The organism is Stenotrophomonas sp. 22385 (assembly GCF_052045085.1).
Lineage (GTDB): Bacteria > Pseudomonadota > Gammaproteobacteria > Xanthomonadales > Xanthomonadaceae > Stenotrophomonas.
Genome location: NZ_JBQEOG010000010.1, coordinates 39,876 through 61,973 on the forward strand (window position 1 = coordinate 39,876; position 22,098 = coordinate 61,973).

Sequence of the window (22,098 nt, forward strand, 5' to 3'; positions counted from 1 at the left end):
TGGCGAGTTTCCGACTGTATCAAGGGGGACCTTCCTTACGGCGCGCCCAAGATCAAACTGATTGGACCGTTGCCGGGCGATGGGGGCTGACGCCTGCGGAATTCTGGGCATTCTCAATCTCCTGGATGTGCGCCATCAGGTGTTGCGCACGTAACTCATATTGGCCTCGGACATCTTGTCGATGGACGAGCTCAAAATCTTTACAATATTGTCGAACTTCTGGGTCATCTCGTTGAGTTTCTCGCCAAGCACCTTGCTGACGAACTTGATCTGCTCGACGTTGCTGTCCTTCTGGTTCACCCAGGCGTTGTACGCACTGCTGTCCATCACATGATCGTTCGGAAGCGGGTTTCCGGCGTTCTGCTCGGTGCCGTCCTCCATGCTCGCAATCAATCCCTTGACGGCTGAAAGGTCCATCTTCACGTAGTAGAGCCCTCCGCTGCCGGGGCCGGTGACACCCAGTCCCGGCAGGCCCAGAGAAACCCGGAAGGCTTCCGCAGCCGCGCGCGAGGGAAAGCCGGCCAGTGCATTCCGGTCCAGCGCGTAGTCCCAGGACAGCAGCGTCAGCTTCTGGTGAACCGCGGTGAAGTCGATCTTGACCGCCCCTTTGTCGCCGGACGCTGCGGGCTTGAGCATCTCCATGATGTTGGAGAAGGAGGTGTAGAACTTGAGGAACCTGGCCAGCGAGTCCTGATATTTGCTCAGCCATTCGGTCTTCAGGATCGTCAACAGGGCACCGATCTGCTCGAAGAAATCCGCATTCGACTGCCACACCAAGCCGCCGGCATCCAGCTTTTCCGCCGACCGGCTTATCGCGTCGATCACCTGCGCCTGCACGGATCCCTCGTCGGGAGACGCAGCCGACAGCACCATCGAGAGCGCACGCAGTGAATCGGCCCTCGAACAACGTGATGCGTCAAGGCTCGCCTCCATCATCAAGGCCGTGTCCTCCCCCGCCCGCCCGGCTGCATCCGAGGTGGCGACGCTGGCGAAGGTGGCTGCGTCGCGACTGGCCAGATTGAGGACGCAGGCAAGCTGCTTCAGCCTGGACATGGCGTCAGCGTCCAGTGCGAACGCGGCGATCGACACGGCCGGAACAGCCGCGGTCCGGGCCAGGACCGGCCTGGCCGCAAAGACGGCTATCGGAGCTTCCGCGATTCTTGCCATGACGATGTTCCTCACTGCAGATGAAAGAAGGCGCTGGCACCGGGCGCCGGTGCCAGCCTGCTGACGGGCAACTGTGGTGGGATTGGACAGCCGCGCCGGGTGACGTGGACTCAGGTGTTGTGTACGTAGGCGTTATTGGCCTCGGACATCTTGTCGATCGACGAACTCAGGATCTTCACGATATTGTCGAACTTCTGGGTCATCTCATTGAGCTTCTCGCCGAGCACCTTGCTGACGTGCTTGACCTGCTCCATGTTGCTGTCCTTCGAGGAGACCCATGCGTTGTAGGCAGCGCTATCCATCGTACCCTTGAGAATCGGACCCACGGGCGTGTTTACAAACACCATGCTATCGGCAATCTGTTCAACCGCCGAAACATCCATCATGACGTGGTACTTACCGTCCTCGCCCCGCATCACCTTCAGGCCTGGAAGGCCCATGGACTTGATGAAGTTCTCGGCCGCCGCCTGGGTGGAGAATGAGGCCAACGCATTTGCTACGCTGGGGTCCGTTCCGTACTTCTCTGCGAGGGCTACCAGTCTGTAATAAACGGTGCTGAAATTTGGATTGACATCGCCCTTGTCGCCCTCTGCGACGGGCTTCAGGTCTTCCATGATGTCGGAGAATTCCTGATAGAACTCCAGGAACTTTGCCAAGGCGTCCTGGTATTTGCTCAGCCACTCGGTCTTGAGCACCTCCAGCAGTGCGCTGATCTGTGCAAAGAAATCGGCATGCGAATTCCAGACCAGGCCACTGGTGTCCATATCGGCCGGATTCTTCATCGGCGACTGGAATCCGGGGATGCCAATGCTGTTCTCATCCTCCAGCACGATCTGCGGCATCAGGAAGGGGAACGCGCGCAGCAGATCCGCCTGGGTTCGCCTGGAATCCTGCAGCGCCTGTTCCAGTGCCGCCGCAAGTTCGGACTCCTTCTGCTTCCTGCGCTTCAGCTCTTCCAGAGCAACGGCGTCACTCAGCACTTCCGTGCTCGCGGGACCCAGGGTGCCAAGTCGAAGAGCCCTCAGTTCTTCGCCCAGCTCGATCTGGCGGACGGCAGCTGCGCCGGCGCCGCGCGCCAAGCGGGCGAACTGTTGCAGGCGGGACAGGATCTCAGGGTGCAGGGCGGGCGTGTCCAGGGCGGCGGGGTTTACCTCGCTCTGGATGGTCTGAAGGTGCCACAGCGCCTTGGGCGCTGCAGCGGTATCAATTCCGGTGGTCATGGCGGTATCAGTACTTTCCGATGATATGTGCGCTGGTGCTGGACACCAGGTTCAACAGGCTTTCAAACAGTTGGGCGGCGGCGTCCCGCACATCGCGGGTTTTTACCGATTGATCCTGCTGTTCGTCGGCGATCCGGCGGAAGACATCGGCCACCTGCAGCGCCAACTGACGCTCGGCTTCGGTCATTTCGGCCTCGATGTTGACACCGGCGGAGACGGTTCCGCCGATGGAGGGGGCGAGCATGTTCAGCATCATTGCGTTGCTGGCGGGAATCTGGGCGCGTGCGCTCACCTCTGGGCTATCAGAGCGGAGATCATCCACCCCGGGCTCGCCCGCCTGTGCCCGGGCGACATGCTTCATCGAAGTGTCAGCGCCTGCGTCTGCCTCAACCGCAGCGCTCGGGTGATCACCACGCTGGCCGATCTGCGCGGGCTTCCCGTCCAGCTCACGGGCAGGACGCATCTCGGACGCCGGGGTAGTGTTGCCCTTTGCGCCGCCGCTGGATGTTTTCACAGCCGAATCCAGCTTGTTTCCGCCCATGACATTCTTTTCAGCCGACTTCACCTGCATGGACGTCGACTTGAAGGTCTGCTTGAGGGCGGCGCCGCCGATCGCACCGGTCATCACCGCTGCACCGATGGCACCACCCAGGCCTTCGCGCGCCTTCTCGATGCCCTTGTTGCCCGCCAGGATGGTGATCTCGCGCTGCATCACCACCATCTCCGTGCTGTTGTCGCGATCCATCTTTTCGAACTTGAGCAGCAGATGCCGCAGCATCGCAAGCAGATGGCTGAACGGACTGGACGTGATCCACGCGCCCGCGTTCGCTGACCGTTCACCGATGTCGGCGTCCAGGCCTGTCGCCGGGGCCGGAGCCGAGGCGGCCGTCGCACTCTCACGGACGTTCCGGTCGGTGGCCTGCGTCACCGCACCTTCGCTGGCACGGGCAGCTGCGCCCTCTTCGCTCCTGATCGGCTCCTGGCTCGCCGTCAGGGCTGCCAGCATCCGCGGCAGCTTGCTCACAATGCCGGCAAGACGTTCACCTGCTTCACGCACCGGAATGGTAGACGGACGCAGCTCCGCCACCGGTGCCGGACCGGTGCGCCCTTCACCGGCCCCGGTGCCGGCCAGCATCCGGGCGGCAACAGCGTCGGTAAGCGTGCGGATGGTGTCGGCGTTCATTGCCGTGGGGGTGCCGCGCGCGACAGCTTCACTGCCTGCGGTCTGCTTGCCCAGCGAAGGCTGGATCGGCGCCAGGGTCAATGGCGTGGGGAGGATGGATGTGGTCATCAAATGTGCCCTATGTGTATGGTGGAAGGGTGGCCGGGTCAGGCAGTCGCGCTGCCGATGCGTGCGGTGACGAAACGGGCAGTGTCGTGCTCCGATTCCTGGACGTTTGTCATCTGCTGGAACAGGTCGGCCACCAGGTTGTTGGTCTGCATGAAGTACTCCAGGATCTTCTGGATGAGGTCACGGAAGATCGCGCTGTCGGCCAACCCGACTTCCAGCTGTGCCAGCAGCTTTGCGGCATCGATGTGCATCTCGGCGATGACGACCGCACCAATGCCTTGGCTGGTCTGATTGGCGAACTGCAGCGTGTGAGACGCTTTCATGGCATACCCCGCGCGCGTGGCCAGGGTATCGGCGTTGCTTCCAGTGACCTTGGCAGCGGTCTTGCTGATTGCCTTGGCTACGTCGTCCACGGTCTGGCTCACCGAACGTGCGGCAGCCTTGATCATCTGCGGCAATGCCTTGCTGATCGCCTCGGACACCGCACGGGTGACGGCCTTGGCCAACTGCTGCACGGCAGCAGTGCCAGCGACTTTCTTGGTCAGCACCACGGCGGCGATGATCATGGCGGCCACCGCGATCACGCCCAGCACGTCCTTGATCTTGTCCACGAACGCGGAGGAGACTCCCAGTGAGGTGAGGATGTCGCCGATGACGTTGCCGACCTGCTTCACCAGCTCCATGACCAGCTTCATGATGGGTTCCATGATCTTGCCCATGATGTCCAGGCCCAGCTCTTCGCCGATAGCCAGCGCCAGCCCCACGCCGGCCAGCACCATGCTGGCACCGCCGGTGAACGGCGCCGCGACCACCGCCACCACCGCGACCACCCAGCCGACGATCTTGCCAATGCAGCCCATCTTTTTCTGGGCCGCTTCGGCTTTGGCCAGTTCTTCCTGGTACTCCCGTGAGCGGCGCATGTTTTCTGCCTCGCGCAGCTTCAGCACCTCCTGCACCAGCTTGGTGTCTGCTTCCAGCTTGGCGTCGTTGGCCTTGCCAATGATTTCCTGCAGCACGGCCAGCAGTTCGCTGAGCATGGCGGCATTGGTCCGGGCCCTTTCGTCGCCGCGGGCGCTGACGCTGCCGTTGGGATCAAGCTTGTCCGCTTCGCTCTTGAACTGCTCCAGATCGGCCAGCGCCTTGTCCAGCACTGCACCCGCTTCGACCAGTGCCTTGGTGGCAGCGTCCACCTGGCCCTGCTGCTCGGCGACCTTGCCCTTGGCTGCCTCCAGCTGGGCGCGGATGGCCTCCTGTTCCTCCGGCGGGGCGTCGGCCAGTGCCTGCTCCAGCCGGGCCACTTCAGCCTCGGCCTGCTTCAATGCTTCCAGCGCGGCGGCGAGCTCGCCTTCGGCGGTGCCCACGTCAGCCATCGCCGATTCGACCAGCGCCTGGGCAAGGCGGATGGCTTCGGACAGCTCGGCGGCCGACGCAGCGCGCTGGGCCAGACGCTGTTTGACCAGTTCCAACTGCGAGGCCAGGCTGCGGCCGTTTTCGGTGGTGATCACTTCGCTCAGCTGCATCAGCAACTTGGCCAACGCCGCCTCCGGCGTCAACGGGACCTGCGGCACGCCACTTGCTGCAGCGCGCATCACCCGCGCCATGTCGGCCAAGCGCAGCGTGGGCTTGTTCGGATCCTGCGCTTCTGTCCCGTCTGCCGCAACCAACCGCTCCTCCGCGGCTTTGGCCAACAGATCCTGCGCCTGTCGGCTGATGGCTTCAATCTGGACGATTGATGCCGCACCAAAGCCGGCGGCGACGGCCGCGGCATGGGCGCGCGCGGCAGGCGTGGAGGTAATGGCCAACGGCGTCAGGCCGGGGGAAGCGGAGATGTTCATGCGGAATCGGTTTCCTCGGTAGTATCGGGCGGCGTTTCGCCATTGCTGGCCAGCGCCTGCAGGTAGACCTTGGCCCGTGCAAGCAGGGCGGGATCGGTGGAACGCAACTGCACCGTTTCAAAGCAGCCCTTGGCCATGGCGAGCTTGCCCATGGCCAGGTGACACTGGCCGACATGCAGCATCGGCCGTTCGTCGCTCTTGAGCAGCGCGTAGGCCAGTGCGTACATGTCGATGGCCTTGGCATACTCCTTCTTCATCTGCAGCACTGCGGCCAGGCCGAGTGCGTAATCGCCGTTGTAGAAGTCGTACAGGTACAGGAAGCGGAAGAACGTCTCGGCCTCGTCCAGACGGCCGTCGGTGTAGAAGCGGTGCGCGTAGGCGTACACGCTTTCCAGCAGGTCATCGCTGACCCCCTTCAGATCCTTGATTGCGGCGCCGGTCTGGGCGCCTTCGAACAACAGCTGGGCCAGTTCATCGAGCTGGGCCTGTTCGATTTCGGATCCAGCGGGGGCGTCGGGGGCATGGTTCATGGTGGTGTACCGGGTTGGTGCCAACGGCGCTGCAGGACAAGCACAGTGTGGCGGGGTTGCAAAGGGGGGACTTTCGGGTTTCCCTCATCCGGCAGGCGGATGAGGAGGGATGTCGTCAAGACGGGATGTCGGCTTCGAGCCGGTATTGGTTTCAGGAGCGGAATCTAACGGCGGTTCGGCGTGATTGCGCTCGATATCCTTCAGCCATGCCAGGATCCGCGCGATGGGCGCGGTCAGCTCCGCTGGCACGAACTGGTAACGGCGTACCTTGAAGTACACCGCACGCGCGACCGGAATGTCGCGGACCACCGGAATACCCCATTTTTCGGCCAGCGCAATGACCTTGCGGGCGCGGTTGCCACGCTCGCGCACGGAGACGAACTGCACGCCGGGGTAATCCGGGTGGGTGAAGATGCCGACGGCAATGTGGGTGGGGTTGGCCAGGATCATCGAAGAACCCGCCACGTCCGCCTGCACCTGGCCCGAGAGTTCCTCGCCGATCTGGCGGCGACGCTGCTTGATTTCCGGGTTGCCGTTATGGTCCTTGTGCTCCTGCTTGACCTCGTGCTTCTCCATGCGCATTTCGCGGATGTAGAGCCGGTATTCGACAAACGCGGCGGCCAGCGCGATCGGCGACAGCACCGCCAGCAGCAGCGCGGTGCTGCGCCAGCCGACGCTGTGCCAGAGCGGGCCGGCGGCCTTGTCCGGCATCTGCACCTGTGCGAACAGGGTGGGCGCGAACAGTTTCCAGGCCAACACCGCGAAGATGATGCCCGCCACCAGGTAGAGCACGGCGGTCACCAGCCCCTTGATGGTCTTGAGCGAGAAAAGGTTCTTGAATCCGGAGATCGGGTTGACCCGGGCCAGATCGATGCGCACCGCTTCGGCGGCGATCACGCCCCGACTCTGCACCAGCGAGATGAGCACGGCAGCGACAATGGCGGCAGCACCCACCGGCACCGCGATCCACAGGAATGCCACGGTGGCCTGCCACGCGGCGTCGGCCGGGGTGAGGCTGAAACCACGCTCGGCCATGCCGCGGTAGAAGCCATGCAGCGCCCGGCTGGAGATCATCGTGGTCATGGCCACCAGCCCGGCCACCAGCACCGTCAACCCGGCAAGGTCGCGGCTGACGAAGCTCTTGCCCTTCTTCGATTCCTTGAGCAGGCGATGCGGGGTGGGCTTTTCGGTTTTCACCTGGGCACCGCCAGCAGCAACTGCAGGGCATCGGTGCTGTCGCGGATCAACGGCACCTGCTGGGCCACGGTCGGCATCAGGTAGAACAGCAGCGCGATGAAGGCGATGTAGGACTTCACCGCCAACGAGATGGAGAACGGATTCATCTGCTGGGCAAAGCGCGACAACACGCCGAGCAGCACTTCCACCAGGAACAGCAGCAGCAGCACCGGCAGCGCCATGCGCACCGCGCCAGCCAGCAGGGTGCCGGCAAAGTCCTGCACACGGGCCAGGTCCAGCGCCAGCACGCCTCCCATCGGAATGAGCGTGTAACTGTCCTGGATCACTTCCAGCAGCACGATCATGCCGTCCGTCGCCAGGAACACCACCACGCTCATCAACTGCAGCAGGTTGGAGGTTTCGGTGGCCTCCATGCCGCTGACCGGGTCGAGCATGGCGCCGATGCCGGCACCGCGCTGGTTGTCGATGATGGCGCCCATGCCGTGGAAGATGTGGAACGGCAGTGCCACCACCAGTCCGATCGCGGTGCCGATCAGCACCTCACGCAGGACCACGCCAGCGGTGGAAAGGATGTCGGGCGGCACGATGGCACCGGTCGTGGCTGGCCACAACCCGATGAGGATCATGACCGCCACCACTGAACGGGTCATCTTCGCCGGCATGATTCCCGGCGACAGATACGGAATCCAGACCAGGCAGGCGCCGATGCGGGCCATGCCGAGCAGAGCCGGCAACCCATGGTCGCGGGCCAGCGCGACCAGTTCGGTGTCTAGCGCGGAAAGCTGCACTGCCCTACCCGTTCAGTGCGGTGTGCAGCGCCAGCCGGGCGAAATCCAGCATGCGCGCCGACATCCAGGTCATCAGCACCAGCAGGCAGGCGATGACCGAAAGCAGCTTGGCACCATAGGGCAGGGTCTGTTCCTGCAGCTGGGTGACGGTCTGGAACAGGCCGATGGCCAGGCCGACAATGGTTGCCACAGCCACGGGCGCGGCAGACAGCAGCAGGATGAGCAGCAGGCTTTTGTTACCCATGAACATGATCGCGTCCATGGCTACATCGGCACGTCGAGATACTGGCGCACCAGACCCTGCGAGAGCAGGCTCCAGCCATCCATCGCCACGAACAGGATCAGCTTGATCGGCGCGGAAATGGTCACCGGGCTCATCATCATCATGCCCAGTGACAGCAGCACGCTGGACACCACCAGGTCGATCACCACGAACGGCAGATAGAGGTAGAAGCCGATGCGGAAGGCATCCTTCAGCTCGCTCAGGGCATAGGTGGGCATCAACGCAAACAGTGAGCGCTCATGCGGTTCGAGGTCCGGCACCGGCACGCCGTCTCCGGCATGGCGGGCCCGTTCGAAGAACTTCAGCAGCTCCGGGTCCGAATACGTGGCCAGGTAGACCTTGTAGCCGTCCAGGCTGCTGTCGAGGAAGGTGACCACGGCGGCAACCGAGTTCAGCGGGGCCTCCAGCGCGAGGTAGGCGTCGTACATGTTCTGCACGATCGGCTGCATCACGTAGAACGCCAGCATCAGCGCCAGCGCGTTGAGCACCATGTTGGACGGTACCTGCTGCAGGCCGAGGCCGTTGCGCAGCAGCACGAACACCACCGAGAACTTCAGGTAACAGGTGCCGGCCGCGATCAGGAACGGTAGCAGCGCGGCCATCGACATGACCGCGATCAGCGAGATGTCGTTGTTGACGAAGTTCATGGCAGCACGGGCGCCTGCGCCAGCTGCACGCCAAGCTGTTCACCCACCTGCACCAGTTCGCCCCGGGCGATGACCTGGCCGTTGACCCGCAGCTGCAGCTGCTTCCAGGCATCGGCCGGGAGGTTGAACACGGTACCGGGCTGCAGGCCATCCAGTTCACCGATGGCGTGTTGCAGCTGGCACAGCACCACATCCACGTTGACCGGCAGGCGCTTGATGTCGATGCCCGGACTGCTGGCGGGGTTGGCGGTTTCCGCTGCGGGCGGGGCGGAGGGTGTGATGTCGGCGCAGCCGTCATCGTCGTCGAGGAAGTCGAAAGGTGTATTCACGGAGATGGTCTCTAGAGTGAAGTCGAAGGAGTACAGGCGGCGTGCGCCGCTGCGCGCCACCGGCTGCAGCAGGTCAAGCAGCAGCACCGCCCCGGGGGCCAGGCGGCGCAGGCGGTGCAGCGGCAGGCACAAGCGTGCGATGCCCACTTCCACCGGCACGCGCAGGCGGAGGGTGGTGGGTGCCAGAGAGGCACCGGCGGCGCTTTCGGCGTGTTCGATCCAGGCCATGCCCTGGGCAGTGGGCAGGCAGGGCTGCGGGCCCTTGCCGAACCCAAGCGCATTCACCGGCACCACCTCGCGCAGGCTGGCCTGGGCGGCGTGGAACGGGGCGGCGGCGATGTCCAGCAACGGCCTGTCGGGCAGCCAACATGCAAGCGCGGCGTGGTCGACCAGTTCGGACCAGGCGAGGCTGGCCAAGGCCGGCAGCATCGCCGGGCACCACTGGTCGGCCGCCACCGCCAGACGCAGCGCGCCGCCCTGCCCGCTGACATCAAAGCGCAGCATGGCGCCACGCGCCGGCAGTGGCTCCCAGGCGGGCGTGATGCCCGCGCGTGCGCAGACCGCGAGGGTAGCGGCCTGCGCTGCTGCGGCCGCGGTCACGCTGGGGAAGGGCCAACGCTGCGCGTTCATGCGTGGCCCTGGCGGCCGCGACGACGGCGCTCATCGGTGGCGTGGTCGCTGCTGTCCACGGCGATCTGCAGCTCGGTGCCCTGCGGCGCCGATGCTGACGACAGCGCCTGGCCAACGCGGGCCGACGAGGCCTGCATGTGCAGCCGACCGCCCTCCAGGACCGCACGTACCCGATGGCCCGGGCCCCAGCTGCTGAAGGCTACATTGAGATGGCTGGCAGCGTCGGCGCGCGGTGCGTTGGCGATCTGCAGGTTGGCCTGGCGTACCGTACGCGCGTGGTGGCGCGTACCGAGGTTGGCCTCCTCACGACGCAACTCGGCCCGGGTCTGGCCGTCGTCGCCTGCGTCGGCAGGTGGCGGGGACGGCGTCGATGGACTGCTGGCAACGTTCGCCGGCGGCGTCGTGTCCGGCGCCGTCGGCTGGTCGGCGGTTGATGACGGGGCAGCCGATGCGACCGGAGACGACGCCGGCGTTGCGGGTGCCGACGCTGCGGGGTTGCCGGATGCGCCGGTGGCTTTCCGCGGCGCGTGCTGCTGCAGCGGGGCGGGTGTCGTTGGCGCTGCCGCAGGCGTGGCCGTCGTGCGGGTGATGGCCGGCTCACCTGCTGCAACCGGCACCGGCAGCACGGATCCAGGGCCGGCGCCGCCCGCGACGGCATGGGATGGGCCCGCCGCGGTGGAGGAAGCGGGCTGCGGAACTGCGCCCGGCGCTGCACCGGTGCCGATGCCGGGCTCGGTCCGAACCGGAGCCGAGGCGCCGGCGTCGCCGCCGGGCAGCAGCTGGGACGATGCGGCGGCGGCCATGCGCGGTACGGCCGGCGACAGCTCCGGACGTTGCACGGTGTCTTTTGCAGGCAACGGCACGGCGACCGGCGCGCTCAGGAGCGGCACGCGTTCGCGTGGCTTGTCCGGCGTTGGGCCGCGGTCCTCATCGCGGGGCTGCAGCTGTTCGCGCGACATGACCACATCGATGTGGTCCGGCGGCAGCGGCGGCTCCAGCTCCGCGCCGTTCCAGCCATCGTCGGCCTCCGCTACGGCCTGCGGGGGCGGATCCTGCGGCGATGCCGCGTCGGATGCCTTGCCGGGCGCGGCGTCGGGTGCCTCGCCGGATGCGCCGGCCGCGTCGTCCATCGCGTGCGGTTGCCGCGGGAGACGCGCCACGCGGTCGCTCAGGCTCACCGGCGCGGGCAGTTCCAATGCCGACGCAAGCACCGCCGACGGGTGTTCGTGGATGATCAACGACATGTGTATTCCTCTTGGATCTGACGCTCCTGGCGGCGCTGGCGCGCCTGCCGGTGCTTCTGGTCGATGTGGGCGCCGACGGCCTGCAGCCGGCGTGCGCGTGAGTGATGGCCGGCTGCGTCGTGGCGCAGCTGCTGCTCCTGCTCGCGCGCGTCGCCGGCCTGCTCGCGCAGATGGCCGGCGCGCAGCTCGCACTCCAGGACATGGGCGCGGGCGATGGCAACACCGCGGAGGCGCTCGAACAGGCGCTGGCGGTCCAGTCCGTGCTCTTCGCCGAGTTGCGCCTGCCGCAGGCGCTCGTCAGCAGCGTTGCGCAGTCCCGCGGCCTCCTGCTCGCGGCGGGCGGCATGCTCTGCCTGCTCGCGTGCTTCGCGTCGCAGCCGATGCGCGCGATGGTCGAGCAGCGTGGCCAGGCGCGCCGGATCAGCGGGCGAGCGCATCGAGTGCCTCCAGCGCGGCATCCAGCGTCACCGGCTCATGCATGCCCTGTTGCAGGAAGGCCAGCAGGCGCGGTTCACGGGCCACGGCATCATCCTGCTCGGGTTGCGCACCCGGACGGTATTCGCCAATGTCGCGCAGCAGCTGCAGGTCATCCAGCCGCCCCATGACCGCGCGCACCACACTGGCGGCAGCAGCCTGGTTTCTGCTGGCCAGCTGCGGGAACAGGCGGCTGGCGCTGCGCAGCACATCGATGGCCGGGAAATGGCCACGCTGGGCCAGGCGCGGGCTGAGGTACACATGCCCGTCGAGCAGCGATTTGACTTCCTCGCCTACCGGGTCGGGGTCGGCATCGTCTTCCAGCAGCACCGTGTAGAACGCGGTGATGCTGCCGGATTCGGCATTGCCGGGGCGTTCCACCAGCCGCGGCAGCGCTTCGAATACCGAGGCGGGAAAACCACGGCGCGCCGGCGGCTCGCCGGCCGACAATGCCACGTCGCGCAGCGCGCGGGCGTAGCGCGTGGCCGAGTCCATCACCAGCAGCACGCGGCTGCCCTGGTCGCGGAAGTACTCGGCGATGCGGGTGGCGACCATGGCCGCGTTGACCCGGGTGGCCGGTGAGGAATCCGAGGTGGCCTGGACGATGATCGTACGCGCGGCGGCCGGACCCTGGCGGATCGCATCTACGAACGATGCCACCTCGCGGCCACGTTCACCCACCAGCGCCACTACCCGCACATCACAGTCCGCATTGGCCAGCAGCATTTCCACCAGGGTGGTCTTGCCACAGCCGGCGGCGGCGAAGATGCCCATGCGCTGGCCTTCGCCGACGGTGAGCAGCGCATCAAGCGCGCGGATGCCGGTGGCAAAGGGGACCTGGATCGGGCGCCGCTGGCGGTAGTCCAGCGCGGCAGCCTGCACCGGGCTTGACACGCCCGCGTCATCCACCGTTTCACCCGTCTGCAGGCGCTCCACGACCACGCCGAAGCCGTCCAGCACGCAGCCGAGCAGATGCGTGCCCAGCGCCACCTGCAGGGGCCGCCCGGTGGCGGCCACGACAACGTCGGCCGCCAGGCGTACCGGGGCGCCGATCAAGGCCAGGGTGGCCACCCCATGGTCAACCCGGGTGACCACGCCATGGGTCAACACGCGATCATCGCGCGCCGAACGGCGTACGTGGCAATGCTCGCCCACGGCGACATCGGCCAGCGGCACGCGCAGCTCACCGGCGCGCATCGCCACCGGCGTTGCACATGGGCGCCAGCAGGGCGTGGCCATTGTCACCGCAGCAGGCCCTGCAGTTCGAGCACGCGGGCGTGGAAGCCTTCGATGGCCGCAGCCAGCAGGCTGGATTCACGCTGGCAGTCCGGCTGCAGCGCGCCGCCCACCAGGCACCCCTCTTCGAGCTGGCGCAGGGCGAGGCAGCCGTTGGCGAAGTGCGCGGCCGGCGCCGACAGCGCGGTAAGCAGTTCGTCGGCACGGTTGCTGAAGCGCTCGGCCGGCGAGGTCTCCAGGCGCCCCCACAGGTACACCAGGTCATCAACCGGATCGAGCAGCAGCTCGCCCACATCGGCAAAGCCCATCACAACGGACGAATGCGTGTCGAACTGGAATCGCGAGGGGTCGCAGCCCAGCTCCTGGAGGGCGGCGTTGAGGGTATCTAGCAGGGAGGTCATATGCTTCTCATCACATCAAGGGTGACCGTGTCGGAGATCTCGGCAAACGAGAGCACCGGGGTCGAGGGGAGGCGGTTTTCAATGAAGCGCTTCACGAAGCGGCGGATGTCCGGCGCCACCATCAGCACCGTGTCGGGACGATGCGCGGTCACCTCGCCAACGTGCAGCGCGATGCGGTCCAGCAGCTCGCCGGCTGCGGCCGGTTCGAGGTTGAGGTAGGCCGCACCCTGGCTCTGGCGGATACCGGCACGGATCTGGTCTTCGACCGGGCTGGAAACCAGGACGGCCGGGATGCGCCCTTCCCGGGCGAAGCGCGCGGAGATGTAGCGCGAAAGCGCACCCCGCACATGTTCGACGAGCAGGATCACGTCCTTTTCGCGCTGGCCCCACTGCGCCAGGGTCTCCAGCACGACTTTCATGTTGCGGATGGACACGTCTTCGCGCAGCAGGCGCTGGAGTACTTCAGCAACGCGCTGGATCGGCATGTGCCGGTAGGTTTCCTTGACCAGTTCCGGGAAGCGCTTTTCCAGGGCGTCCAGCACGTGCTTGGCTTCCTGGATGCCGAACAGCTCGCCCACGTTGCGCAGCACCGCGCCGTGCACCATGCGGCGCAGTTCCTCGTAATCGCTGGAGACCTCGCAGCCCAGCGCCCGGACGTCTTCGTCGGCGCCGGCCGGTACCCAGCGCGCAGTGCCGCCTTCGTGCGGCACCACCAGGCCCATGCCCAGCGCCTCCAGCTCTTCCTGCCGGCCCCAGACGCGGACGTGCCCGCTCACCACGCTCGAGGAGGCAGCCGGAATCTCGTTGATCAGCACCTTTACCTCATGCTCGCTGGCGGGCACGTGGCTGCGCAGGACCAACGGTGCGAGCTGCATGCCGGTTTTGACGAAGGCGTCGTGGCGAAGCTGTTCCTCCCACTCCCCGGCCACGCCCGCCTCGTGCAGGGCCGGTGGCATCAACAGGATCAGCGGCAGGGTTTCGCTGGTCAGGCGCGCGGTGGCGGTGTCGCCCTTGCCGGCCGGTGCCGGTGCGCCGCCCTGCCCCGATGCCTGCGCCGCGCTGCCTTCTGCGGTGCTGCGGTGGCGCAGGCGCCACACCAGCACCGCGGCCAGGCCCACGGCGAGACCGGCGAACACCGGCAGCGGGAACCCCGGCAGCAGGCCCAGCAGCAGCACCAGCACCGCGCCGGTGCCCAGCACCACGTTGCTGTTGAACAGTTCGCCAAGGATGTTGGCGCCCAGGTTGTTGCTCTCGCCGCTGACGCGGGTGACGATGAAACCGGCGCTGATGCAGATCAGCAGCGCCGGGATCTGCGCGACCAGGCCGTCGCCGATGGTCAACAGCGTGAAGGTGTTGAGCGCCTGCGAGAATGCCATGCCATGCTGCAGCATGCCCACGGCGATGCCGCCGAACAGGTTGACGAACACGATCACGATGCCGGCGATGGCGTCACCCTTGACGAACTTCATGGCGCCGTCGTACGAGCCATACAGCTGGCTTTCGCGCTCGACATCGCGGCGACGTCGCTGTGCCTCTTCCGAGGTGATCGCTTCAGCGCGCAGGTCCGCATCGATGCTCATCTGCTTGCCGGGCATGCCGTCAAGCGAGAAACGCGCGACCACTTCACCGATTCGCTCGGAACCCTTGGTGATGACGATGAACTGGACCAGGGTGATGATGGCGAAGATCACCGCGCCCACCACCAGGTTGTCGCCCACCACGAAGTCGCCGAAGGCGCTGATGATGTGGCCGGCATCGGCATCCAGCAGGATCAGCCGGCTGGTGCTGACCGACAGCGCCAGCCGCATCAGGGTGGTGAACAGCAGCACCGAGGGGAAGGTGGAGAAGTTGAGGATGCGCTCGACGTAGAACGAGCTGAGGAAGATGACGATCGCCACGGCCATGTTCAGGCCGATCAGCAGATCGACCAGGAAGGTGGGCAGCGGGATGATCAGCATGGCCACGATCACGGCCATCAGCACCACCAGCGCCATTTCCGGGCGCAGGATGCCGCGGGCGCGCGCGCCCAACCCGCTCACGGCGGTAGTGGCACGGCTGCTCATACGCTTACCCCGCCGGCGTGGCCGGCATGCCAATGCTCACGTTTCATGCTTTCCACCACCATGACCTCCAGTGACTTCGCTGCGCGCTCGCGCGCCACGTCATCGCTCCATACCGCGTCGGGCAACCCGCCCAGCGCGCGGCGCAGCGCCTGCACCAGGCGCGCGCGCTCCACCGCCGACAACGCCACGCGCGCATCTGCCAACGGCCCGGCGAACAGGGCCGCCCAGTCCTGCAGGCCGCGCACCACATCCAGCAGCCCGCCGACCACGGCCTCGGCGGTGGTGGACAGCCGCGCCAGCAGCCGGTCGCGGTTTGCCTCCTGCACCAGCAGCTGGTCGGTGGACCGCAGTACGGCCAGGTTGCGCACCTGGCGCAACAGCCGGCCGAACTCCAGGTGGGAGGCACTGGGGTCGAGCGAATACATGTCCGCGCCGATCGCCTGTTCCATGAAATCCACCACCTGCGCGCGCCGCTCGAAGCCGTACGTCGCGATCCAGCCGGCGTATTCGCCGACACAGTCCTGGTGGTTGCCGATGAAGTCGCGGTAGCTCTGGCGCAGTGCGCGCGCCGAAAACTGGCTGCCGCGCGCGGCCAACCGCGCCTTGATCGCCACGTTCAGGCCGCCGCGCGCGGCTGCGGCATTGCCCTGCGCGGCCTCGTCGGCGAGCAGCTGCTCCAGCGACTGCTGCAACAGCTCGCGCAGCTCCTGCAGTTCGTCATCGGCAATCAGCGAGCGCAGCACTGCCAGCATGTCACTGGGGTCAGGAAACAGCTGCCTGAGCAGCGAAAGCAGCTGTACCGGGCTGCGCATGCCGTCCAGCAGTGCGCGCAGGTCCGTGACCTTGCTGTACACCTCATCATCCAGTACGTGGTCGATCCACGCCTGCGATTCGCCGGCGCCGGTGCTGCGCTGCCCATCTCGGCGGCGCTGCAACGAGGCCACCAACGCAGCCAGGTCGTCCTGCATGGACATGGCGGTGGCCAACGAGCCCGGCCTGGACGGTCTGCCCAACCCGGACAGCAGGTCTTTCGCGGTATCGTCACGGTCGCCCTGCGTACTGGCCTGGCGCGGCGTGACCGGCAGCGGCGTGGTGACGTGTCGGTTAATGGCCGGCAGTGCCATGTGCGCCCTCCGCAGCGTTGAGGTGCGGGTGCACGGCGCGGATGGTGTCGCGCACGCTGTCGCCCACCTCGGGGCCGTAGATCTCCGGCATGCGCCGCCCATCGACCGGATCGCTGCCGGTGAGCAGGCGCGGCTGGATCAGGAATACGCGTACCAGGCTTTCGGCCGAGCGGCTGTCCTGGCCGAACAGCTTGCCCACCGCGGGTATGCGGCGCAGGCCGGGAATGCCGCTGTAGCCGGTGTCGGACTGGCTGCGGGTGTAGCCGCCCACCAGCAGGCTGAGCTCCTGCGGCACCCTGGCCACGGTGTCGATCACGGTACGGTTGACCACCGGCAACGCATCGACCGAGCGGGTGGCATCGACCGCACCGTCTTCGACCTTCAACTGCATTTCCACTTCGTTGCCACTGGAAATACGCGGGCGCACGCTGATCAGGGTGCCGTAGGTCACCTGTTCCAGCGACACCGCGCGGTCACCCACCAGCTGGGTGTAGAACGTCTGGTTGCTGTCGAAATACGCCGGGATGTTCTCCTGGGTCAGCAGCACCGGGCGCGAGATGATATGCGCGTCGCCCTTGCTTGCCATGGCCTGCACCGAGGCCAGGAAGCGGCTGCCGTCGAGCGTGCTGACCGAGGGCGCCTGGTTGATGCCGATCGCCAGCCGGTTGCCGATGTTGATGCCACCGCTCCAGTTCACGCCCAGGCGATCGAGCTCGGTCTTCTTGATGTCGATGATCCACAGCGACATTTCGATCTGCTTGCGCGGCACGTCCAGCTCGCCGACCAGGCGCTTGACCTGTTCGATCTGCGCCAGCGTCCCCCGAACGACCAGGCTGTTGGTTTCCGCATACGCCATCACCACGGCCGGGCTCGGGCCGACCGGCACCGAGCTCGCCACCTGCGCCGTCGGCTGCGCCGCGGGGTTTACCGGCAGGGTCTCTTCGGTAATGGTGGCCGGATCAGCCGGCAGCGATGGCTGCTTCACCACGGCGCCGAAATCGCCCAGCTGGAGGACGCTGGCCAACACGTCGGCCAGGCCGGGCAGCGGGACTTCGGTGTTGCGCAGGCCGTAGCGACGCCCGTTGACGAAGCTGTGCTCGAGCTTGATCACCTCCACGTGGTGTGGACTGGCATCGGCGCCCTCGTAGAGGTCGTCCAGGTAGCGCGCCGCGTTCATCACGATGTCCACGTACACCGGCGGACCGGCCACGTAGAACGTGCCGTCGGCGCCTCCGCCGCGCACCGGATAGCGCGTATCGGACAGCCGTGCCTTGCGCAGGAAGTCCGACAGCGTGGCGATCGAGGTATGCCGCAGCCGGCCCACCGCATTCTTCTGCTCATCGGCGTCGTACACGTAGATGGACTGGCCGTCGCTGTACCAGACCAGGCCCAGTTCGGCCGACACCTTGGCCAGCACGTCGAACGGCCGCGCCAGGTCGAAGCTGCCGCTGACTTTCTTCTTGTTGGCCTTGGGGCTGATCACCACCGCCTGGCGCGCACGCGCACCCAGGGCGTTGAGCAGGTGGCTGGCGTTGTCGGCGCGGGAAACGAAACCGGAGGCGTGAGGCAGGTCTGCGCGATCCTGGATCGCGGTGCCTTCCAGCGGGGTCTGGGCGAAGGCAAGGGAGGGGACGATCAACAGCAACAGATACAACGTCAGGGAACGCATGGATCACTCGTTGGGCGTCGAGACGGCCCGGTAGACGGAAAGGGGCGAACAGCCGATGAGCGATTTGACGTCGGTGCAGAAGTGCGACAGCGACGCATAGCCGTGATCGGCGGCGAGATAGGTGAACGAGCGCGCGCGGCCGGGATAGGCCAGCAGCGCGCGCGCGGCGCGCTGGATGCGCAGCTCGCGTTTGAGCGGGCGGCCCAGCACCTGCCGACAACGGCGGTGGAACTGCGCCGAGGACAGACCGTAGCGCTGGGCCAGCGCGGCGACGGTGTTTTCGCCGCCTTCGTCCAGCAGGAACCGCATCAGTCCGTAGCTTTCGCTGCGCGCCAGGTGCCGCAGCAGGTGGGCGGCCTGGCTGTCGTCAGGCTGCCCGGCACCGCGGGCCAGCTGGTCGATCAGCCACGCGGACGCTACATCCGGGTCTTCCAGCGCTGCCGGTACCACCCAGCACACGGGCTGCGGCTCAGAGGTCGGGCGCAGCACGTTGCTGGCGTGGTCAAAGTGGGCCAGCGCGCGCGCCATGCCGCCGCCGGCCAGCGCGATGATGCCCAGCCCGCTGTCGCGCGGCAGCGGCAGGCCGGCCAGCAGCAGGCGGTCACCGGCCGACAGGCAAACGGCCCGCCCGCCGACGTTGAGGTCGATGGAGCCCTGCCCTGCATTGACGATGACGTGCATCCAACCACTCCCGTTCAGGTACTGCCGAGGCGGGACGCGGTCTGCGGCCCTGCTCGATGAGGGCTGCATGTTGGAGACGACAGGGGGGCAAGGCTCTACAAGAAGTTAGAAAGCCGCCCCGAGTTGCGGTATTTGTAGCGACCCCATCCAGACGGTTGCGCGCAGGCGCCACCAGGAATCGATCCCATGACACCGCTGCTCGGCATCCACCATGTCGCCCTGATCTGTGCCGATTACGACCGCTCGCGCGACTTCTATGTCCGCGTGCTGGGCCTCACGGTCAGGGCGGAACACCACCGCGCCGCGCGCGACTCGTGGAAGCTGGACCTGGCCCTGCCCGACGGTGGCCAGCTGGAGCTGTTTTCGTTCCCGTCGCCCCCGCCCCGGCCCAGCCGCCCCGAAGCCCAGGGGCTGCGCCACCTGGCATTCCGGGTGGCCGCGCTGGAGCCGATGATCGAGCGGCTGGCCGCTGAAGGCGTGCCCTGCGAACCGGTCCGCGTTGACGAATACACCGGCCAGCGCTTCACCTTTTTCGCCGACCCGGACGGGCTGCCACTGGAGCTGTACGAATCCAACTGAATAGGTTGTGGCGGGGCGGCGCCCTACGTTCCGTACCAGAGCGAATGGGTATACAGTCCAGCTGTCCCGGCCGCGCGCCGGCATTCACGTACATCCCTGGGAGGGGAACCATGCGCAAGACCTTCAAGACCCTGTTGCTGGCGCTGCCACTGATGATGGCCGCCCTGTCCGCTTCGGCCGCCGACGGCGCGGTGGGCCGCTGGAAGACCATCGACGACAAGACCGGCAAGGTGAAGTCGATCGTGGAGATCACCCAGGCCAGCAATGGCACGCTGAGCGGCAAGGTGGTGGAAGTGCTGCACTCGGACAAGGGCCCCAACCCGGTCTGCGACGACTGCACTGGCGCCAACAAGGGCAAGCCGGTGAAAGGCATGACCATCCTGTGGAACCTGAAGCAGGACAAGGGCAGCACCACCCAGTGGTCGGGCGGCACCGTGCTGGATCCGGCCAACGGCAAGACCTACAAGTCCAAGCTGGAGCTGCAGCCGGGCGGCAAGAAGCTGGACATGTCCGGCTGCGTGGCGTTCATCTGCCGCGCCCAGACCTGGATCCGCGAGTAGGCGCTGGCCCGGGGGGAGCGTGCGATAATCCCGCGTTCCCCCCGCACCCGCGCAGATCATGACCCGCACCGCTCTTGTCACCACCGCACTGCCCTACGCCAACGGCCCGCTGCACTTGGGCCACCTGGTCGGCTACATCCAGGCTGACATCTGGGTGCGCGCGCGGCGGATGAGTGGCGGCAAGACCTGGTTCGTGTGCGCCGACGACACCCACGGCACGCCGATCATGCTGGCGGCCGAGAAGGCCGGGGTGACCCCGGAAGCCTTCATCGCCAACATCCAGGCCAGCCACGAGCGTGATTTCGCCGCGTTCGGGGTCGCGTTCGACCACTACGACTCGACCAATTCGGCCGGCAACAAGGCACTCACCGAAGCGTTCTACCTCAAGCTCGAGGCGGAAGGGCACATCACGCGCCGTTCGGTGGCCCAGTTCTACGACCCGGCCAAGGGCATGTTCCTGCCCGACCGCTACATCAAGGGCATCTGCCCCAACTGCGGCACGCCCGATCAGTACGGCGACAACTGCGAAGTGTGCGGTGCCACCTACTCACCGACCGACCTCAAGGACCCGCGTTCGGTCATTTCTGGCGCCACGCCTGAAATCCGCGATTCGGAGCATTTCTTCTTCGAGGTGGGCCGTTTCGAGGCGTTCCTGCGCGAGTGGCTGGCTGGCGACGTGGCCCTGCCCGGGGTGAAGGCCAAGCTGGGCGAGTGGCTCAATGCCGAGGGCGGCCTGCGCGCGTGGGACATCTCCCGCGACGCGCCGTACTTCGGCTTCCAGATTCCGGGCCACCCCGGCAAGTATTTCTACGTCTGGCTGGATGCGCCGATCGGCTACCTGTCCAGCTTCCAGGCGCTGTGCGCGAAGAACGGCGAGGATTTCGAGGCGCACCTGCGCGCCGGCACCAGCACCGAGCTGCATCACTTCATCGGCAAGGACATCGTCAACTTCCACGGCCTGTTCTGGCCGGCGGTGCTGCACGGTACCGGCCACCGCGCGCCGACCCGCCTGCACGTCAACGGCTACCTCACCGTGGATGGCGCGAAGATGTCCAAGTCACGCGGGACCTTCGTGATGGCCCGCACCTTCCTGGATGCCGGCCTCGAGCCGGAGGCGCTGCGCTATTATTTCGCGGCCAAGTCATCGGGCGGCGTCGACGATCTCGACCTGAACCTGGGCGACTTCGTCGCACGCGTCAACGCGGACCTGGTCGGCAAGTTCGTCAACCTGGCCAGCCGCTGCGCCGGCTTCATCAGCAAGCGCTTCGAGGGTCGCCTGGCCGATGCGCTGCCCGATGCCGCGCAGTACGAGCGCTTCGTGGCCGCGTTGGCACCGGTGCGCGAGGCCTACGAGCGCAACGATCCGGCCGCCGCATTGCGCCTGACCATGGCGCTGGCCGACGAAGCCAACCGCTACATCGACGAGCAGAAGCCGTGGGTGATCGCCAAGCAGGAAGGCGCCGATACGCAGCTGCAATCAGTGTGCACCCAGGGCCTGAACCTGTTCCGCGTGCTGGTGACCGCACTGAAGCCGGTGCTGCCGGCTACTGCCGCGCAGGCCGAAACGTTCCTGGCCGCCCCGGTGCCGCGCTGGACCGACATCGCCTCGCCGCTGCTTTCCCACACCATCGCCGTGTACAGCCCGCTGTTCACCCGTATCGACCCGAAAATGATTGACGCCATGACCGACGCTTCCAAGGACACCCTCGCCGCCCCCGCCCCTGCGGCCCCGGCCAAGCCCGCCAAGCCGGCGGCAGCGGCCGCCGCGCCGGCCGCCGCTGCAGCTGCGCCTGCGGAAGGCCCGGCCTACATCGGCATCGAGGACTTCGCCAAGCTCGACCTGCGCATCGGCAAGGTGCTGGCCTGCGAATTCGTGGACGGCTCGGACAAGCTGCTGCGCTTCGAGCTGGATGCCGGCGAACTGGGCAAGCGCCAGATCTTCTCCGGCATCCGCGCCAGCTACGGCGAGCCGGAAGCGCTGGTTGGCCGCAGCGTGGTGTTCATCGCCAACCTGGCGCCGCGCAAGATGCGCTTCGGACTGAGCGAAGGCATGATCCTGTCGGCCGGTTTCGATGGCGGCGCGCTGGCCCTGCTTGATGCCGACAGCAGCGCCCTGCCGGGCATGCCGGTTCGTTGATGGCGACGGGCCA

The 22,098-nt window shown here is 66.6% G+C and carries 21 protein-coding genes; 3 read left to right on the forward strand and 18 right to left on the reverse strand.

The genetic code is table 11. From position 1 onward, the window contains the following. Positions 1–135: 135 nt before the first annotated feature. From ACTJI4_RS16690 to ACTJI4_RS16775, 18 genes are all read right to left on the reverse strand, one after another. Complete coding sequence (locus ACTJI4_RS16690) at positions 136–1,167, reverse strand: IpaD/SipD/SspD family type III secretion system needle tip protein (protein WP_440869991.1); 1,032 nt, start codon at positions 1,165–1,167, stop codon at positions 136–138. Positions 1,168–1,277: 110 nt separating this feature from the next. Further along, positions 1,278–2,387: an IpaD/SipD/SspD family type III secretion system needle tip protein gene (locus ACTJI4_RS16695; RefSeq protein WP_440869992.1), complete on the reverse strand. Its 1,110-nt coding sequence runs from the start codon at positions 2,385–2,387 to the stop codon at positions 1,278–1,280. A 7-nt stretch (positions 2,388–2,394) separates the two neighbouring features. After that, on the reverse strand, positions 2,395–3,678 hold the full coding sequence (locus tag ACTJI4_RS16700; RefSeq protein WP_440869993.1) for a hypothetical protein: 1,284 nt from the start codon (positions 3,676–3,678) through the stop codon (positions 2,395–2,397). A 38-nt stretch (positions 3,679–3,716) separates the two neighbouring features. After that, positions 3,717–5,513, reverse strand: coding sequence for a type III secretion system translocon subunit SctE (gene sctE, locus ACTJI4_RS16705; protein WP_440869994.1), 1,797 nt, complete (start codon positions 5,511–5,513; stop codon positions 3,717–3,719). Beyond that, positions 5,510–6,043: a SycD/LcrH family type III secretion system chaperone gene (locus ACTJI4_RS16710; protein WP_392920293.1), complete on the reverse strand. Its 534-nt coding sequence runs from the start codon at positions 6,041–6,043 to the stop codon at positions 5,510–5,512. The genes sctE and ACTJI4_RS16710 overlap by 4 nt, the downstream gene beginning before the upstream one ends. Before the next feature lie 84 nt (positions 6,044–6,127). After that, positions 6,128–7,240 (reverse strand): EscU/YscU/HrcU family type III secretion system export apparatus switch protein, encoded by a 1,113-nt coding sequence (locus ACTJI4_RS16715; RefSeq protein WP_440869995.1) that lies wholly within the window; start codon positions 7,238–7,240, stop codon positions 6,128–6,130. Then, a complete protein-coding gene (gene sctT / locus ACTJI4_RS16720; protein WP_392920300.1) occupies positions 7,237–8,028 on the reverse strand; it encodes a type III secretion system export apparatus subunit SctT in 792 nt (263 codons plus the stop codon). The genes ACTJI4_RS16715 and sctT overlap by 4 nt, the downstream gene beginning before the upstream one ends. 4 nt (positions 8,029–8,032) lie before the next feature. Then, a complete protein-coding gene (gene sctS, locus ACTJI4_RS16725) occupies positions 8,033–8,272 on the reverse strand; it encodes a type III secretion system export apparatus subunit SctS (RefSeq protein WP_440869996.1) in 240 nt (79 codons plus the stop codon). 20 nt (positions 8,273–8,292) lie between these two features. Further along, complete coding sequence (locus ACTJI4_RS16730) at positions 8,293–8,958, reverse strand: EscR/YscR/HrcR family type III secretion system export apparatus protein (protein WP_392920308.1); 666 nt, start codon at positions 8,956–8,958, stop codon at positions 8,293–8,295. Next, positions 8,955–9,917, reverse strand: coding sequence for a type III secretion system cytoplasmic ring protein SctQ (gene sctQ, locus ACTJI4_RS16735; protein WP_440869997.1), 963 nt, complete (start codon positions 9,915–9,917; stop codon positions 8,955–8,957). Before sctQ ends, ACTJI4_RS16730 begins: the two co-directional genes overlap by 4 nt. Beyond that, positions 9,914–11,161: a SpaN/EivJ family type III secretion system needle length determinant gene (locus tag ACTJI4_RS16740; protein ID WP_440869998.1), complete on the reverse strand. Its 1,248-nt coding sequence runs from the start codon at positions 11,159–11,161 to the stop codon at positions 9,914–9,916. The genes sctQ and ACTJI4_RS16740 overlap by 4 nt, the downstream gene beginning before the upstream one ends. Beyond that, complete coding sequence (locus ACTJI4_RS16745) at positions 11,152–11,598, reverse strand: hypothetical protein (RefSeq protein ID WP_440869999.1); 447 nt, start codon at positions 11,596–11,598, stop codon at positions 11,152–11,154. Before ACTJI4_RS16745 ends, ACTJI4_RS16740 begins: the two co-directional genes overlap by 10 nt. After that, positions 11,582–12,874, reverse strand: coding sequence for a FliI/YscN family ATPase (locus ACTJI4_RS16750; RefSeq protein ID WP_440870000.1), 1,293 nt, complete (start codon positions 12,872–12,874; stop codon positions 11,582–11,584). The genes ACTJI4_RS16745 and ACTJI4_RS16750 overlap by 17 nt, the downstream gene beginning before the upstream one ends. 2 nt (positions 12,875–12,876) lie before the next feature. Next, complete coding sequence (locus ACTJI4_RS16755) at positions 12,877–13,272, reverse strand: hypothetical protein (RefSeq protein ID WP_392920327.1); 396 nt, start codon at positions 13,270–13,272, stop codon at positions 12,877–12,879. Then, the gene (locus tag ACTJI4_RS16760; RefSeq protein WP_440870001.1) at positions 13,269–15,335 is read right to left on the reverse strand and encodes an EscV/YscV/HrcV family type III secretion system export apparatus protein; all 2,067 of its coding nucleotides are present in this window, start codon (positions 15,333–15,335) and stop codon (positions 13,269–13,271) included. The genes ACTJI4_RS16755 and ACTJI4_RS16760 overlap by 4 nt, the downstream gene beginning before the upstream one ends. Then, positions 15,332–16,459, reverse strand: coding sequence for a type III secretion system gatekeeper subunit SctW (gene sctW, locus ACTJI4_RS16765; protein ID WP_440870002.1), 1,128 nt, complete (start codon positions 16,457–16,459; stop codon positions 15,332–15,334). The genes ACTJI4_RS16760 and sctW overlap by 4 nt, the downstream gene beginning before the upstream one ends. Then, entirely contained in the window at positions 16,440–18,128 is a 1,689-nt protein-coding gene (sctC, locus tag ACTJI4_RS16770) for a type III secretion system outer membrane ring subunit SctC (protein ID WP_440870003.1), read from the reverse strand. Before sctC ends, sctW begins: the two co-directional genes overlap by 20 nt. A gap of 3 nt (positions 18,129–18,131) precedes the next feature. Continuing rightward, complete coding sequence (locus ACTJI4_RS16775) at positions 18,132–18,809, reverse strand: helix-turn-helix domain-containing protein (RefSeq protein ID WP_440870004.1); 678 nt, start codon at positions 18,807–18,809, stop codon at positions 18,132–18,134. Between the two features lie 186 nt (positions 18,810–18,995). Here ACTJI4_RS16775 and gloA2 point away from each other — a divergent pair, with 186 nt between their 5' ends. From gloA2 to metG, 3 genes are all read left to right on the forward strand, one after another. After that, entirely contained in the window at positions 18,996–19,388 is a 393-nt protein-coding gene (gloA2, locus tag ACTJI4_RS16780) for an SMU1112c/YaeR family gloxylase I-like metalloprotein (protein ID WP_392920341.1), read from the forward strand. Positions 19,389–19,498: 110 nt separating this feature from the next. Then, positions 19,499–19,948, forward strand: a complete 450-nt coding sequence (locus ACTJI4_RS16785) for a DUF2147 domain-containing protein (RefSeq protein WP_392920344.1) — start codon at positions 19,499–19,501, stop codon at positions 19,946–19,948. Positions 19,949–20,006: 58 nt separating this feature from the next. Then, complete coding sequence (gene metG / locus ACTJI4_RS16790) at positions 20,007–22,085, forward strand: methionine--tRNA ligase (RefSeq protein WP_440870005.1); 2,079 nt, start codon at positions 20,007–20,009, stop codon at positions 22,083–22,085. Positions 22,086–22,098: the final 13 nt, after the last annotated feature.

Bases quoted from the DNA above. Each gene is read 5' to 3' on its own strand.
- sctS (WP_440869996.1), bottom strand. From the start codon at position 8,272: ATGGGTAACAAAAGCCTGCTGCTCATCCTGCTGCTGTCTGCCGCGCCC.
- ACTJI4_RS16740 (WP_440869998.1), bottom strand. From the start codon at position 11,161: ATGTCGTTGATCATCCACGAACACCCGTCGGCGGTGCTTGCGTCGGCA.
- ACTJI4_RS16730 (WP_392920308.1), bottom strand. From the start codon at position 8,958: ATGAACTTCGTCAACAACGACATCTCGCTGATCGCGGTCATGTCGATG.
- gloA2 (WP_392920341.1), top strand. From the start codon at position 18,996: ATGACACCGCTGCTCGGCATCCACCATGTCGCCCTGATCTGTGCCGAT.
- sctE (WP_440869994.1), bottom strand. From the start codon at position 5,513: ATGAACATCTCCGCTTCCCCCGGCCTGACGCCGTTGGCCATTACCTCC.
- sctC (WP_440870003.1), bottom strand. From the start codon at position 18,128: ATGCGTTCCCTGACGTTGTATCTGTTGCTGTTGATCGTCCCCTCCCTT.
- ACTJI4_RS16760 (WP_440870001.1), bottom strand. From the start codon at position 15,335: ATGAGCAGCCGTGCCACTACCGCCGTGAGCGGGTTGGGCGCGCGCGCC.
- sctQ (WP_440869997.1), bottom strand. From the start codon at position 9,917: ATGAACGCGCAGCGTTGGCCCTTCCCCAGCGTGACCGCGGCCGCAGCA.
- ACTJI4_RS16745 (WP_440869999.1), bottom strand. From the start codon at position 11,598: ATGCGCTCGCCCGCTGATCCGGCGCGCCTGGCCACGCTGCTCGACCAT.
- ACTJI4_RS16775 (WP_440870004.1), bottom strand. From the start codon at position 18,809: ATGCACGTCATCGTCAATGCAGGGCAGGGCTCCATCGACCTCAACGTC.
- ACTJI4_RS16750 (WP_440870000.1), bottom strand. From the start codon at position 12,874: ATGGCCACGCCCTGCTGGCGCCCATGTGCAACGCCGGTGGCGATGCGC.
- ACTJI4_RS16695 (WP_440869992.1), bottom strand. From the start codon at position 2,387: ATGACCACCGGAATTGATACCGCTGCAGCGCCCAAGGCGCTGTGGCAC.
- ACTJI4_RS16690 (WP_440869991.1), bottom strand. From the start codon at position 1,167: ATGGCAAGAATCGCGGAAGCTCCGATAGCCGTCTTTGCGGCCAGGCCG.
- metG (WP_440870005.1), top strand. From the start codon at position 20,007: ATGACCCGCACCGCTCTTGTCACCACCGCACTGCCCTACGCCAACGGC.
- sctW (WP_440870002.1), bottom strand. From the start codon at position 16,459: ATGGCACTGCCGGCCATTAACCGACACGTCACCACGCCGCTGCCGGTC.
- ACTJI4_RS16755 (WP_392920327.1), bottom strand. From the start codon at position 13,272: ATGACCTCCCTGCTAGATACCCTCAACGCCGCCCTCCAGGAGCTGGGC.
- ACTJI4_RS16785 (WP_392920344.1), top strand. From the start codon at position 19,499: ATGCGCAAGACCTTCAAGACCCTGTTGCTGGCGCTGCCACTGATGATG.
- ACTJI4_RS16710 (WP_392920293.1), bottom strand. From the start codon at position 6,043: ATGAACCATGCCCCCGACGCCCCCGCTGGATCCGAAATCGAACAGGCC.
- ACTJI4_RS16700 (WP_440869993.1), bottom strand. From the start codon at position 3,678: ATGACCACATCCATCCTCCCCACGCCATTGACCCTGGCGCCGATCCAG.